Genomic DNA, 14,066 nt, shown 5'->3' with positions numbered 1-14,066 from the left:
TCTCAGGAATCGCCAAGCTGCACACGCTAAAAAGTCATTTAAGGGCTTCGTGGAATTAGCAAATCAGTTTCTGTGTGAGTGTTATACCAGGCAAACCAGTAGAGCTGGGTGACAGCCAGTGGCTGTTTGGTTTGTTTGAGTATCGCTTGAATAGAGCCGTCGCGATTGCGCTGAATACGTACCATGTCGCCGTTGAAGTCCCTCTCTACTACAGGTTTCTGTTGCAAATAGGATTCACTGATCGCCAGGGATTGTCCATTGTGATAAATACCGTACACCATCATTTTCGGGTGCTGGGTTCTATCTTTGTTGGCTACCGGGAAATAGATCCGTTCACTCTGCCGGTAATTGGCAAACTGATTGGTGACATCTCTCAGTTTGGCCATTTGATTTACTTCAACTTGAAGAACCCTGGCCTTTGGGTAGTACTGTTTCAGTTGACTCCAGGTCAATGTGCGAACCGGAAGGGGCGTCAGTACCTGGCCGGCGAATTTACCCACCAGCGCTTCGCCGCTGATTTGATCCCACAGGTTGTTATTGCTGCGATCATATAAAACCCGAGAGCTGTTATAGAGCATTCCAGAGACACCAAACTCAGCTGGTAGGCCATTTACTTGAGCATAAAAAGCGGTTCCAGCACCGGTAAGTGGACAATAACTCACCAACACAGGCGTATCTCCAAACCGGTCATTGACCACCTCATGAATATTGAGGACGGTATGAGGGTAGGCGCGAATTTCGCCCTGATATTCCACCACAATCAGCAGGTCACCCTCTTGGAGGTAACTGGTGTTAACGACACTGTCGAAGTGAGGCAGGTCAATAGCAGTAACGCAATCGCGCTGGTCACAGCCATCGGTAAGCAGCTTTACGTCAATCATGCTTGGAACATTGCTGTGGTAATCGAAGGTGCGTGTCAGGATTTGTGACAATCCCGGTGGAACCGTGCCACGGCGTTCCATGGGGTGGGTTCTCTGATATTTGTACTGTTTGTAGCGCTGGGCTTCGTATTGGCGCTGCAGTTCCCGGTTGCGCTCCTCTGCGCGTTGTTTTGGCGTTGAGGCACAGGCGACGTAACTGGTCGTCAACATCAGGAAAACGATCAAAGTGAGTTTGGCAGCGTGTTCAGCGAGCCTGCCCATGTATTCATACCTCCAGTAGAGCAGTGCCAACAGTATCACAAAGCGTGCATCAGCACAGGTTGAAAAATAAGGGTAAAAAACTCCAGCCTCATCAGGGGCAAGAGTGGCGATCACCTTCAAATAAATTTCCTTCTAAAGGTAGGGTGGCAGCACTACCTGGCCGTGCGTAGACTGGAGAAGGTAGATAACAGATATGACCATCGCATTGAAAAAGAAACCACCCAACAATGTCGTCGATCTCGAAGGCAGGCGACAAGAAACCCGGGAGCAGGTGCTTGAACGGTTGTTCAGGGAGCACGCATCTGATGTACGTGCGTTTCTGCGTATGCGTATGGGGGCTGATGACGAGCTGGAAGATGTACTGCAAGAGGTCTTTATTCGAGTGGCCAATATGGACAACCTCAGGGAAAAGTTGGCGCCGGGTCGAGAGGATAATCGGTCTTATCTGTTTACAGTTGCCAACAACCTGACTGTAGATCTAGAGCGTTATAAATCGGTGCGGCGCAACTATGCCGAGCGTTTGGCTCTGGAGCAGCATGGCAAAGCAAATGAAGCTACACCAGAGATTATTGCCCTGAATAAGCAGGAGCTCGCGAGGGTAAAGGATGTGATCATGGAGTTGAAACCCAACTGGCGCCAGGCTTTTGTTTTGAGTCGCTTCAAGTATCTGAGCTACCCACAGATTGCCAGTGAGATGGGAGTTTCGGTCAAGCAAGTTGAAAAATATATGAAGCAGGCGCTGATGCGCATTCGGGATGTGGCGGGATCGCCCTCGGGAGCAAAGCCATGATTATGCGTAAATTGAGGCATTTTATCGCCAAGCGCCGTGCGGCCCGTGATGTGGTGAGAATGAACTCGGCTGCACTGACTGCTGACCAGCAAATTCAAATTGCAGAGTGGCAAAGTAAGGACTTTGAATATCAAGAGCATTTTCGCGCTGCCAATGGCGCACTGGCGGATCTGCGGGGTCTGGAGAATGATCCGGATATCCTGGCGTTGATTGGTGAATCGGCTCCGGTATACAGCAAGCAAGAAACCAAGGTAACTCAACGATATCGCTGGCCGAAACTGGCTGCCGCGGCTGCAGTTATTGTGGCGATAGTAGTTGGTTACCAAAGCTTTCAGGTTCAGGACAGGGATCAGGCCGATCTCTACCGTTATGTTACTCGTATAGGAGAGCAAAAAGATGTGAAGTTGGCTGATGGCTCCGAGGTGACCCTTAATACAGGCACGCTGATGCTGGTCGAAATGACCGAGTCAGGCAGGAGGGTCATACTTGAGCGCGGAGAGGCCTATTTTGACGTTGCCAAGGACTCGGATCGGCCCTTCACGGTCGAAATGGAGCGGCAGGCAGTCACAGTGCTTGGAACTCAATTTAATATTCGTGTTACCCCAGAACAGTTCACCCTGGCGTTGGTGGAAGGGTCGGTTGCGTTGCACCCTGACTATGAAAGCGTTATTCCCGACGCACCCTTGCTGGAGGTTTCTTCTGATCATGCCGCAACAGTCAGTGCTGCACGGCAACTCCGAATTGCTGCGGGTACAGTGGTGAATTATAAATATGATTCCAAAAATATGACTGCTTACGCAGATGCAAAAATTGAGAAGAGACTAAGCTGGCGCGCAGGAGTACTGCGGTTTGATTCGGTGCCATTAAAACAATTAATACAGGAGCTAAACCGTTACTCAGCCAAGAAAATTCTGATTGAAGATACCGATATTATGGATCTCAAAGTCTATGCAACGGTTCGGGTGGATAGACTTGATCTTGCACTTAACGATTTGGAATACACCCTGCCAGTAGAAGTGGTGCAATACTTTGATCGTGTAGTGATAAAAAGAGATAGCCAGTAATACCGGTTTAATCCAAATGGTCATGTATATAACCCACCACTGGTGGGTTTTTGCATTTAAGCGTATGGGTAAATTGGTAAATAAACGATAATTACATAAGTTGAAAATAAGAAGGTAGGGTGTTTAAAGGATCTATCCGTGCGTCTAGTAGCCCTGACAAAAAAACTGGGCAACTAATGATTTTGACCAAAGAGGTGGGATAGATGATATTCGAAAAATCACATATCAAGCGTAATCGATTGGCGGCAGGTCTGGCTGCTGCCATAGCAGTTGGATTCTCTGCAGGATTGCACGCAAAAGACGATCAACAGATTCAACTGAAAATCGATGCCAAAAAAATCGGTACGGCATTAATGGAATTAGGCGAGTCTGCCGGTGTGCAAATTATGTTTGCAGACGGTGTTGGCAGCCGCGTGTCAAAAGTAGGTATTGATGGTAAATATAATCTCACTGCTGCCTTGGATGTGCTGTTGAAAGACACCGGCCTGGTGTACGAATTTACCTCTGAAGCATCTGTATTAGTTCGTGAAGAAGATAAGCCGGAAGCTGGAAGTGATGAAACAGTAGAGGAAGTTGTAGTAACCGGTTCTCGCCTGCGTAAAGTGGATCCACTTTCTGCCACTGTAATCATAACTCGTGATGAGTTGGATAAGTTGGGTGTTAGCTCGGCGGAAGATATTGTCCGCTCGCTGCCGCAAAATTTTCCCAGTTCCAATAATGTAACCAACCTGAGTGAGGGGCGAGTAGGCTATTTTAATCCGCAGGGCATTTCCTCACCCAATCTGCGCGGTCTGGGTGAAGATTCCACACTGGTTCTGGTGAATGGTCGACGCATTGCCGGTGCAGCTCTTTTTGATGGCGCAGTAGTCAACCTGAATACCATTCCAGCAAGCGCGATTGAGCGAGTGGAAGTATTGCTGGATGGCGCGTCGGCTATTTATGGTTCCGATGCAATTGGCGGTGTAATCAACTTTATATTGAAAAAAGACTATGTAGGTGCAACCACCTCGGTCAGATATGAAAATTCCGTCAATGGTGGTGACCGTTACAGAATCAGTCAGGATCTGGGTTTCAGTTGGGATTCCGGTCGAGTAAATGCCACATTGACCAAAACTGAAGATAAGCCAATCTCAGCAGAAAAAGCTGGCATTGTGACTCAGGATTTTACCGGTCGCGGTGGCTATGATCGCCGAGGCGGATCGGTTATGCCTCTAATAAGTAATACGTTTTATGCATGGTGGACAGATTCGTACTGGAGTGTATGGGATGAAATCGGCACTCTACCGCTGGGCCATGATGGTACCAATTTTGATGAAAGTGATGTATCTCCTGATAACGTAGTCAACAAATCAACCATCCCTTTTCAGTTGGGATCGGACAGCGAAACAACCTCACTGTTTTTGAGCGCTGAACAGGACATTACGGACGGCATCAGCCTATATGCAGATGCCCTTTATGATAAAACTGAAACTCACAGTAACGCCGCCACATATTCGGTTCAGTTTATTGTTCCGGGTACAAACGCCTTTACACCATATACTGATCGTCACATGGCAGTGTATTACTCTTTGGATAATGAGATCGCAGCGGGACTGATTGATCCCAGACAGCAAATCTCCGAGCATGAGCGAGTTAACTTTAACTATGGCGTTAAAGTTAATTTGCCATTCAGGGATTGGCGCATGGATCTTTCCGGTAGTTATGCTGAAGAAAAAAGTGATTCCAGAACATTGACGTTGCTTGAGTATAGCAACCCGGAGCTGGATAGATTATTGGCGTCTTCCGACCCCAGCGAAGCGATCAATCCTTTTGGGGACGGTAGTGCACAATCTCCACTTTTGGGAACTCTTTACGGCGAGTTGCGCGGTACACAACCGGAAAACTTGATCACAGGCGTTAACTTGAGCCTGGACGGTGGTATTGCAGATTTGCCGGGTGGTGAAATTCGTATGGCATTGGGTGCTGAGCTCCGTCGCGAAGAATTGAATTTTACGTCGTCGAGTTCGGATGTAGATCTCGGCTCAGAGGCGGATGACCTGCTTGATTCCACCCCAAGCCGCGACCTGACTGCGTATTTTGTGGAAGCAAGTATTCCAGTAGTTGGAACAGACAATCAGTTGCCGATGGTTAAATCTCTGACTGTTTCACTGGCAGCTCGTTGGGAGGAGTACGAAGTTACTGCACCATTTGATGGTTTTGGAACTGAATCTCGCACGACAACTTTTTCGCAGACCAGCCCGCAGATAAAGCTGTCATGGCGCCCAGTCGAAGATCTAAATATTCGCGTCAGTCAATCAACCTCATTTCGAGCGCCAACCGCCAGTGATATGTTGTACTACACGGAGGAATTTCCCTTCGATCTGGCTTTTGTCGATCCGCTGGATCCGCAAGGGCGAGATGAGGTAATGGCCAGCTTCCAGTATCGCGGTAACCCTAATCTACAGGCAGAAACCGCTGATACGTACAGCTATGGATTCGACTGGACACCAGCTGCGATTGAGGGGCTGTCTTTTTCGATGACCTATAGCCGCACAGAATTTGTGGATCGAATTGATAGTGGATTCTTGTTTACGCTGGGTGACGAAGCAGTATTTGGAAACCCGGATAAGTTTCCCGGTGTGGCAGAGCGTGATGCAAACGGTTTCTTGACCCATGTTAATAGTATGCCCATCAACCTGGCTGGAAGGCTGCAAAAATCGGTAGACTTCAATATCAAATATGACTTTGATACCGACTTCGGTTCATTTGTTACTGGGCTGGCAGGAACTTATACCAGTACACTGGAAGATACTGCTTTTGAAGGACTTGAGCCAGAAGTGTTGAACGGAACCGAGAGAGGTCCGGAGCCATGGAAACTGCGTGCCAAACTGGATTGGTCATATAGCGAATACAGCGCCAGTCTGTTTGTTAACCACTCTAGTGGCTACACTAACGCTGATACAGGCGGCCCATGGTATGCACCAAATCCAAACGAGAAGGTTGAAGGTTATACTACCGTTGATGTAAATGGTCGATATAATTTGATTGAATCCGGTTGGAACCTGCAGTTGGGTGTGAGAAACCTCTTTAATTCAGGATTTCCTCACGCAAGCACAGGCTATGGTTTCGATGCACAACGTGTAGATACCCGAGGAAGAATCGTCTATTTTGATATCAGTAAAACCTTTGAATTTTAAATAATTCAGTAATTGATTCTTGCAAGAAAAATATGGGGCCCTTGAAGGGCCCCTATTTTTTACCAGTTTGATTTTGGGGTGAGAAGATGTGAACAAGGTCGTTGAGAGTTGTTTCAGCAAGAACCTTGATTTTTAATCAACTGATACCTTAACAGAATTGAAGCTCATTATAAGTAAATGGCGTGAATAACCGGCAGCTTTAGGATCAAGCTGCCGGAGTAAAGCGGGGATTACTTTTGTGCTTTAAGGACCGTTAGCATCTGGTTAAGGATGTCGATGTAGTTTGCGTCTTTGGATTTTTTATCAATGCTTGCCAGTGTCTTTTCGGCCACCTCAATGGCTTTTTCCCTGTGACCTAAAGTGGTCAAAATTCCGATATAATTCATGGAGGTATGAGCAGAGGGACTCAACTCATAACCCTTTTTGGCGTAAGTCATTACTTTTTTGAGAACTTCGGTATCATTGCAGCTCCCAAATCCATTGCTAAAACCACTATAATCCTCTCCGGTTAGGGTGTTGCCTTTTTCGGCGATGGACTTTTCTGCATCAGCCAGCATTTCTTCCCAATCCTGAATTGCCTCCAAATAACATCTTCTGCCCAGTTTTTCCAGGTATTCGCGATAGATATAAACGTTCTTGATAACCTTCAGCTGACATTCATAGGCAGGAGCCAGTAAGTCATCGAGTTCTTGAATGTATTTGATGTAGTTGGCATCTCCTTTACGGGATATCTCGCCGACAGAGTGTTTGACTGACTCCAGCAGGAAAAAAGCAACTTGTGATTCAGGGATGACTTTCGTAAAAGCTTTGTAGTGATTTGCTACATAATCTACATATTCGTTGTTGCGACCGGCATGGTGCAGAAAGGACTTCATCAGGGCAAAATCTTCGGCGTTTACCAATGATGACTTATCTTTTTTGCGGATATAGTCATTAAAGATTTTTTGCATTCTGGCCTGGTGATTGCGACGCTCTTGGGACATCCGATCACCTGGCTCAATATGTATCGCTTCGGCGAGGAATTCACGAATAAACTCTGGAGAGCGCTCACCTGCTTGATAGCGTTTATCCAGTTCTGCAAACAGAGTGTTCTCTTCGCCCATCGCTTCTTTGGCAGTGGCGATAAAACGATCAGCCTCAATAAAACCGGTAGCTTTGTGGAGTACTTTTCCATTAGGATCAAGATAGAAGTACGTAGGAAGTACCTCTACACCATAACGCTCAGACAGCTCAGGACCATTCTGGTCTTCATTCTCAGTGTCCAGTTTCAGGTTGATAAAGTTGGCGTTGTAAAAGTCGCCAACTTCTTTCAAGGGAAAGATATTGAGGGCCATCATCCTGCAGGGACCACACCAGGTGGTGTAGGCGTCAATAAATACCAGCTTGTTTTCCACTTTGGCTTTTTCGAGTGCTTCGTCAAAGCTGCCGTGAAAGAATCGGATGCCGGTTTCTTTCACTGAATGATCATGGCTTGCGTCTCCTGCGCTCATTTGCGCAGTATGGGCCATTGTTTTACTGGTCTCGTTTTCTCTGGATGAGCCATCACAGGCAGCCAGAATTAATGGCAAACAGAGAATTGCTATCAAATACTTCATGAGTTGCTCCTGATAAACCAGGCCCATAGGCCTTGAATTGCTGTTGTAGTAGGCGTTGCCTTACAAGCCCAGTTCTTTCATTTCTTTGGTAAAGCGCTCGCGGATTCCCTGGCCGCGCTCGCCGCCCATTTCGTCTGCCAGCTTCATTACTTCCGCATAATATTCACGTGCTTTCTCTGGTTGACCGATTTTGGCTAGAACACGGCCATAATCGGCGGGCACATAAATGTTGTGATACTCGTCGTAGGCTTTTTGGATAAATTTCAAGGTTTCCGGAAGATACGCCGATCCGCCTTCTGCACGCTCCAGACGACGAGCAAAGCTGAGAAGCTCGCTGGCTCCGGTATGACTTTCACAGAGTTCGATGTATTTCCAGCCTTTTTTCAGGTAGTCAGGGTAGTCTTTTCGGGAAAAGGCGTACTCCATATCTCCCATAGCACCCAGTAGGGCAGGCGGGTTCACATCGGTCCAGTCATTGAAGGTGTAGGCTTGCTCCAAAGTTCCGGTAATATCTTTCACGTATCGTTGATAAGTTTCTTTGTCGCCTTTCGAAGCGGCATTGCGAATACCGAAATAGTTCATATTCATTAAGAATTCACCTAGCGACTTTTCTGGAATTACGCTACTTGCCTGATTGTAGTGATTGATCAGGTATTCCACCATTGGGTGTCCCCGGCTCAGTTCAAGGGTAAATTGAACACTCATATCCGTGATGATTTGGAAGTCTTCAGCATTGGTCAATTCGTAGGGGGTGCGGTGCGAGAAATAGTCTTTCAGGGCATTGCTCCATTTTTTATACAACTCCTGAGACTTTTCCTGAGGGAGGACATTGGATAAAGCCGGAACGACTTTTGTCCACTCTTTCAGATAAGCTCTGACTGCCTTTGGTTCTCGATTCCCGGCATCGTATTTTTCCTGCAGGCCATATAATACTGAAAGTACGTCCAGGCCTAAGGCCTGCTTGCCAACTGTAATAAAAGCCTCTGCCTCCATGCCGCCTGATGCCTTGTGCTTCAGGGTGCCATCCGGCTGGATAAACAGATAAGTTGGATAGCCATTTACTTGATATTTTTCACTGATTTCAGGGCCATTTAAGTCGGAGTCTTCAGCATCCAGCTGGAAGGCAATAAAGTGTTGATTATAGAAATCTCTTACCTCTTGTTGAGGGAATACGTTTGACTCCATGTTTTTGCAGGGGCCACACCATTCAGTCATCACATCTACAAAAAGCAGTTTGTTTTCCTTGGTCGCCAAAGATAATGCTTCATCAAAGCTGCCCTGAAAAAATTGAATGCCATTAGCACTTGCAGCAATGGGTACAAGTAGGCAGAAAATAACGCTGATCAAATGTTTCATTTTCCCTCCATTTAATGGTAGTTTTTTGATTATTTCAAAAAACAGAAAATGGACACCTCCATTGGAAGGTGCCCAAAAAAGTTATAAGTTTAAAAGTTGAAGTTTTTTTTCACTTCTGCAAATATTACGCGTCCACGTAAATCCACTCTGACTGTGTCATACGGGCCGGCAAAACTGATATGAAATGGAAATTTGTTATTTAACAGATTTCTGGCGCCAACTCTGAATGTCCAGCCGGAATTCGCATCTTTATAGAAGCCGGTTAAATCCCAGGTGATATAGTGCCCAATCCTCGGTGGTTCAGGAATGGTGGCAATGAATGATGGGCCGGTTGCTTCGGTATTCTGGTAATGATGGTGATAGTTGCCATACAAATTGGCGCCGTACGCATCTTTTGTCCAGTTAAGGGATAGGTTGGCAGTCACTTTATCTGGTCCGCCTGTTGTACCATCCAGTCCAATTTTTTCCTGGCCGGGGGCAATGAGGTCTTCCTGTTTACTTGTGTAGACTCCGCCCAGGCTGGCATCAAAGTCACCCCAGTTATTGCTCCATGCGTATTGAACAGAGAAGTCGATACTTTCATTGTCCCTTTGGGCAATATTGATTGGCCTTAACTCAATGCGCTCCAATTGATTGGTGTCAGGGTTCCTCTTGGCAAATCCTGGGAAAAGATCGGGGTTAGCTAATATAAATTCTTCACCAAAATTAAATCCGGGGTTTGCTTCAATGCGGCTGTCAAATTTGGTTTTGTTGTAATTTAATGAAATATTCAGTCCGTCTATAAACTCTGGTGTCCAGTCCAGACCAAAAGTAATAGTTTCTCCGGTTTCAGGTTGGAGTTTGGGGTTTCCCCTTCCATCAAAAAAGATTGCAACGATTTCATCTTCGATAGGATCGTAAGTGTTCGATGGAAATGTACCTTCACTTGTGCTGCTTACAACTTGGGTCAAATTAGGCGCTTTGAAAGACTCCCCCCAGCTGGCTCGCAATTTCAGTTCATCTGTCGCATTCCAGAGGAGACCAATACGAGGACTAAACTTCTCGTAGGAAATTCCGTCAATTTTCACGCCTGAGGTGTCCATTGGATCTGCGTCTGAATCAAAAGTGTACTGTTCCCATCGACCCTGAAGTGTTGCACTTAAGGAGCTTGTAATTGGCAGGGAACTCTCCAGGAATAGCGCTTCAACGGTTTGCGAAGGGCCAGTATCAGCCAGATCTCTAATGGCCAATGCATCGCTGCCTTGAGACAGGGTTTCAAGGCGATACTCTCCGCCCATTACTAATCGCCAGTCACCAGAATCCAGCTCCATAATGCTGCCCTCTACGAAGCCGTTCAAGCTCGCTAGTCGTGATTTAGTGATACGAGGAGTGCCTGCTTGATATGCGGCCAGGAAAGCATCTGTATCCTGAACGCTGCCATTTCCAAATGGGTTGTAATGCTCGGTGAAGTCAGGATTGGAACTAAAGGTGGAATCGTACGCAAAGCTGGTCGCTTCGGTTTTACTGGTGGAATAGGAGCCGCTGACATTCACTTCCCAATCTTTAAAGCCGATGTCTGAGGTGAATCCGGCATTGATTGTCAGATTATCTGAGTTTGCTTCGGTTCTCGAAAATGGAATTAACCCGGCTTCAGCTTCTGTGCCGTGATATGAAAATACAAGTAGAGGGAATCCCGCTTGATTAAATGGGTTGGAAGCTGGCACAAACCCAAAGGCTATAGGGCCTTGGCCAAGGCTTTGGGTGTTATTTTTTGTATAAAGAATTTCACCAAACCCCTTAGCGTTTTCCCAAATCTCTTGTTCCAGCGATAAGGATAATGACTTGGAATCGGTATCTGATGTCTGTGTTTTTGGAATCAGGTCACCTTTGGCGGATTCGATGTTATCCATACTCAAGTCTGCCAATGTCCAATTCGTTCCGTCATTATCCAGAGCTAGAGCGCCAAATCCACTGACATTGCCAGGTTGAGTGAACGTTGAGTTTCTCAGATCCGGACCACCTCTGTTGCGGTAGTCATTAGAGGTGTATCCTGTTTTTGAAGTTAATATGGGAGTTGTTTGGGACAAACTCATAGAGGCTGTTAAATTGCCGGTTTCCCAATTGATCCCAAATAGTTGGTCCAGAGCATATTTGTTGCCACCATTGACGCCATTTTCATAGTGAATTGTTGTTGTTGCGCCAGAGTATTCTTTTCGCAATATGAAGTTAATTACACCGGCTATGGCATCGGAGCCATATACGGCAGCGGCACCATCCAGCATGACTTCCACTCGCTCGATTGCGGCAGCGGGGATGTTGGATAAATTTACCTGGGCGCCTTTGAATGCGGCTGACCCGGAAGTTCTGCGACCGTTGATCAGGACTAATGTGGCACCTGTTCCAAGCCCCCTGAGGTTTGCTGATGATTCCCCTTGGGCAACCGAGCCGACAGGGATGCCATCACCGCCAACAGGTTGGCTTACACTTCGCGCCATATTCATGCTGGAGTAATTCTGTGGCAGAGATCTAATGATGTCTTCAGCGGTGCTGAATCCACGGTTGTCAATTTGGTCTCGATTAATTGAGACAACCGGTGAAGTCGGGTTGGAGTTTTTCAGTCGTGACCCTGTGACGACAACTTCTTCAACCTCTTTTTTATCAGATACTTCAGGTTGGGAGTCCTCTTTTTGAATAACAATTGAGTTTTCAGAGGCATACTCGAAAGTAAGGCCGGTGCCTTTCAGCATAGATGCCAATGCACTTTCAACGGTATATTCGCCTTTGATGGCAGGCAGTTGGATGTTGTCGCCAAGCTCTTTTGACATCAGGATCTGTACACCGGACTTTTCGGAAAGCTTCAATAATGCTGTTCCGGCATTTTGTTTTTCTATATTAATTTTAAATAAATCGCCAGCTAAAACAGCGCCGGACAGCGTGAGCGCTGCTACGCTTAATGCCAGCTTATTTCGATTGAATCTGCTTTTTTTCTGAATCATTAGTACCACCCTCTGGTTATCACGTTTGTAATCCGAAACTTTTTTAAGCTGTTGTGGATTCACGGACTACACGTGTAACTTTTTGTCTACCCTACCGGCTCTTCAAAAAATAATTCCAGTTTAGAGCTTAATGACCCAGCCCTTTTCTGGTTGAAAAGAGTTGGAGGTGGAATATCCGTATTCAAAAAATAAAAAATATCGATTCGTGGAAGCATCGAATGGGATGTGGAATGGCTGGTTCTGCCTTCTTAGGCTGGAAGATCATGGCCAGTCTTTTAATAAGTATAGATTGATAGATGGTCTTTTTTTAAAACTATCTGTTTTTGTCTGACCCCAGAATTAAAACACGGTCAAAATCCTGTTCAATCCTTATTGGTAGTGTCATTTCCAGGGCTTTCAGGGTTTGATCTATCTGGTCTACTCGAATACCTGCGTACACCTGGAGGTCCATAATAGAGCTGTCGCCAATCAGAATCTTTTTACCTGAGTAACGATTTAATTCATTTACCAGGTTGACCAAGGACTCTCCGCTAAATGGAATAAAGCCATTGGTCCACGCATGGCGCCTTGATATGTCCGCATCCTGCTGTGCAAGGAGGGTCTGGTTGTTCTGGTTATAGGAGACTACCCAGCCGGCCTTAATTGTCTGCTGGCTTTGAGGGTTAAGATTGATTTGCTCCTCGCTAGTGCCGCCAAAAGGTATAGCTGTTGATGTTGCGGAAAGTGGTTCGTCGCTGTTATGTAAAGCTACAACACCTTCTACCAGTGCCATGGTAAAAGATTCAGGTTGCTTGCGAATATTAAACTGGGTGCCCAGTACGCTGATGGTCTTTTCACCCAAATCAACTGAGAATGGGCGTTGTTCATCTTTCTCAATGTCAAAAAATGCTTCACCCTTGTCCAGTATGACTTTTCGAAAGTTGTCATTTATCTGGACCCTGAGAACAGTGCCTGTATTAAGGGTTAATGTACTGCCGTCACTCAGGCTGAAAGTTTTCTGCTCGCCAATGCGTGTGGCGTAGCGCTGGAGAGATTCGGCCTGGTTAGAAGTCCCCCATGGTAAAAAATTCTGTAATGCAAATGTGGCGGCAATTAAAAATGCCGCTGCAATTCCGGTGCTGATCCAGAAGCTGCGTTTTTTGGATGCGGGTAAACTATCTTCGTTTAATAGCTTGCGTATGTCCTCATCGTCGATCAGGTCTTTTGCTGCCAAAGTAGCGCTTGAGGTGCGCAAGAAATCCGCCTCATAGCTGGAGTCCGACTCCATTAATTGGCCAATACGCCCGGCATCCTGTTTAGAGATATGATCCGAAAACAGTTTGGCCAGGTCCCTGTCTGTAGAGTTGTCTTTTAACTTAGTCATTTTCAGCTTCCCGCCGATTTTCCTGCTGTACAGCATCCCGAATGCATCTCAGAGCTTTAGACATGTACTTTTCTATCTGCTTCACAGACACACCCAGTTTTTCTGCGATTTGCTTGTAACTCATCAACTCCACTCGGCTGAGCAAAAATACCTTTTGCCATCTGGGTGGCATGGAAAAAATCGCCTTTTTCACAATGGCCAGCTCCTGCCGGGCTGCAAGTATGGTTTCTGGCGACGCTTCCCCGGAGTGTTCCTGATCCAGTTGGTATTTTTCCTGCGCATAGTCATTGCGGACTTGATGTTTGCGTTTAAGATCCATCACCAGATTGCTGCCAATGGTGAACAGGTAAGCCCGGCAGCTTCCCCGGTCTTTTTCCATTCGTTCAATCAGGTTGTTCATTTTGGCCAGCCTCAGGAATACATCTTGAACGATATCATCAAGATCAGCTCTTGAACCCAGGCGAGCGGCCAAAAAAGAGCGCAATGGCACCGCATGCTCATCAAACAATTGTTTGAGCAGTTGCTCGGTTGCCTGCAATCGTCGCCGATCCAGATCGACAACATTGTCTTTTTTGCGTGCCATCAACATGAGAATAGGCGATGGT

Annotated in this window: 9 protein-coding genes; 3 read left to right on the top strand and 6 right to left on the bottom strand. The window is 46.4% G+C overall.

Annotated features, from left to right (window positions below):
- Window positions 1–38: 38 nt before the first annotated feature.
- Entirely contained in the window at window positions 39–1,256 is a 1,218-nt protein-coding gene (locus tag QP938_11855; GenBank protein WIO75662.1) for a DUF3179 domain-containing (seleno)protein, read from the bottom strand.
- Between the two features lie 79 nt (window positions 1,257–1,335).
- Here QP938_11855 and QP938_11850 point away from each other — a divergent pair, with 79 nt between their 5' ends.
- The 3 genes from QP938_11850 to QP938_11840 all read left to right on the top strand — a co-directional run bounded on the left by QP938_11850 (window position 1,336) and on the right by QP938_11840 (window position 6,172).
- Entirely contained in the window at window positions 1,336–1,932 is a 597-nt protein-coding gene (locus QP938_11850) for an RNA polymerase sigma factor (protein ID WIO73981.1), read from the top strand.
- A complete protein-coding gene (locus QP938_11845; protein ID WIO73980.1) occupies window positions 1,929–2,996 on the top strand; it encodes a FecR domain-containing protein in 1,068 nt (355 codons plus the stop codon). Before QP938_11850 ends, QP938_11845 begins: the two co-directional genes overlap by 4 nt.
- Window positions 2,997–3,199: 203 nt before the next feature.
- A complete protein-coding gene (locus tag QP938_11840; GenBank protein ID WIO73979.1) occupies window positions 3,200–6,172 on the top strand; it encodes a TonB-dependent receptor in 2,973 nt (990 codons plus the stop codon).
- Between the two features lie 230 nt (window positions 6,173–6,402).
- On the opposite strand, the gene QP938_11835 is transcribed toward QP938_11840, so the two are convergent.
- From QP938_11835 to QP938_11815, 5 genes are all read right to left on the bottom strand, one after another.
- On the bottom strand, window positions 6,403–7,767 hold the full coding sequence (locus QP938_11835) for a thioredoxin family protein (GenBank protein WIO73978.1): 1,365 nt from the start codon (window positions 7,765–7,767) through the stop codon (window positions 6,403–6,405).
- Between the two features lie 60 nt (window positions 7,768–7,827).
- On the bottom strand, window positions 7,828–9,123 hold the full coding sequence (locus QP938_11830; GenBank protein WIO73977.1) for a thioredoxin family protein: 1,296 nt from the start codon (window positions 9,121–9,123) through the stop codon (window positions 7,828–7,830).
- 89 nt (window positions 9,124–9,212) lie between these two features.
- Entirely contained in the window at window positions 9,213–12,098 is a 2,886-nt protein-coding gene (locus QP938_11825) for a TonB-dependent receptor (GenBank protein ID WIO73976.1), read from the bottom strand.
- Window positions 12,099–12,411: 313 nt separating this feature from the next.
- The gene (locus QP938_11820) at window positions 12,412–13,461 is read right to left on the bottom strand and encodes a FecR domain-containing protein (GenBank protein ID WIO73975.1); all 1,050 of its coding nucleotides are present in this window, start codon (window positions 13,459–13,461) and stop codon (window positions 12,412–12,414) included.
- Window positions 13,454–14,044 carry a sigma-70 family RNA polymerase sigma factor gene (locus tag QP938_11815; GenBank protein WIO73974.1) on the bottom strand — a complete coding sequence of 197 codons (591 nt, stop codon included), beginning with the start codon at window positions 14,042–14,044 and terminating at the stop codon, window positions 13,454–13,456. The genes QP938_11820 and QP938_11815 overlap by 8 nt, the downstream gene beginning before the upstream one ends.
- Between the last annotated feature and the right edge of the window lie 22 nt (window positions 14,045–14,066).

It is taken from the genome of Porticoccaceae bacterium LTM1, assembly GCA_030252795.1.
GTDB lineage: Bacteria > Pseudomonadota > Gammaproteobacteria > Pseudomonadales > Porticoccaceae > SCSIO-12696.
This window is presented reverse-complemented; position numbering and strand designations above follow the sequence as displayed.

Excerpts from the sequence above, each read along its gene's own strand:
- QP938_11850 (WIO73981.1), top strand. The coding sequence starts at position 1,336 with ATGACCATCGCATTGAAAAAGAAACCACCCAACAATGTCGTCGATCTC.
- QP938_11845 (WIO73980.1), top strand. The coding sequence starts at position 1,929 with ATGATTATGCGTAAATTGAGGCATTTTATCGCCAAGCGCCGTGCGGCC.
- QP938_11840 (WIO73979.1), top strand. The coding sequence starts at position 3,200 with ATGATATTCGAAAAATCACATATCAAGCGTAATCGATTGGCGGCAGGT.
- QP938_11835 (WIO73978.1), bottom strand. The coding sequence starts at position 7,767 with ATGAAGTATTTGATAGCAATTCTCTGTTTGCCATTAATTCTGGCTGCC.
- QP938_11830 (WIO73977.1), bottom strand. The coding sequence starts at position 9,123 with ATGAAACATTTGATCAGCGTTATTTTCTGCCTACTTGTACCCATTGCT.
- QP938_11825 (WIO73976.1), bottom strand. The coding sequence starts at position 12,098 with ATGATTCAGAAAAAAAGCAGATTCAATCGAAATAAGCTGGCATTAAGC.
- QP938_11820 (WIO73975.1), bottom strand. The coding sequence starts at position 13,461 with ATGACTAAGTTAAAAGACAACTCTACAGACAGGGACCTGGCCAAACTG.
- QP938_11815 (WIO73974.1), bottom strand. The coding sequence starts at position 14,044 with ATGGCACGCAAAAAAGACAATGTTGTCGATCTGGATCGGCGACGATTG.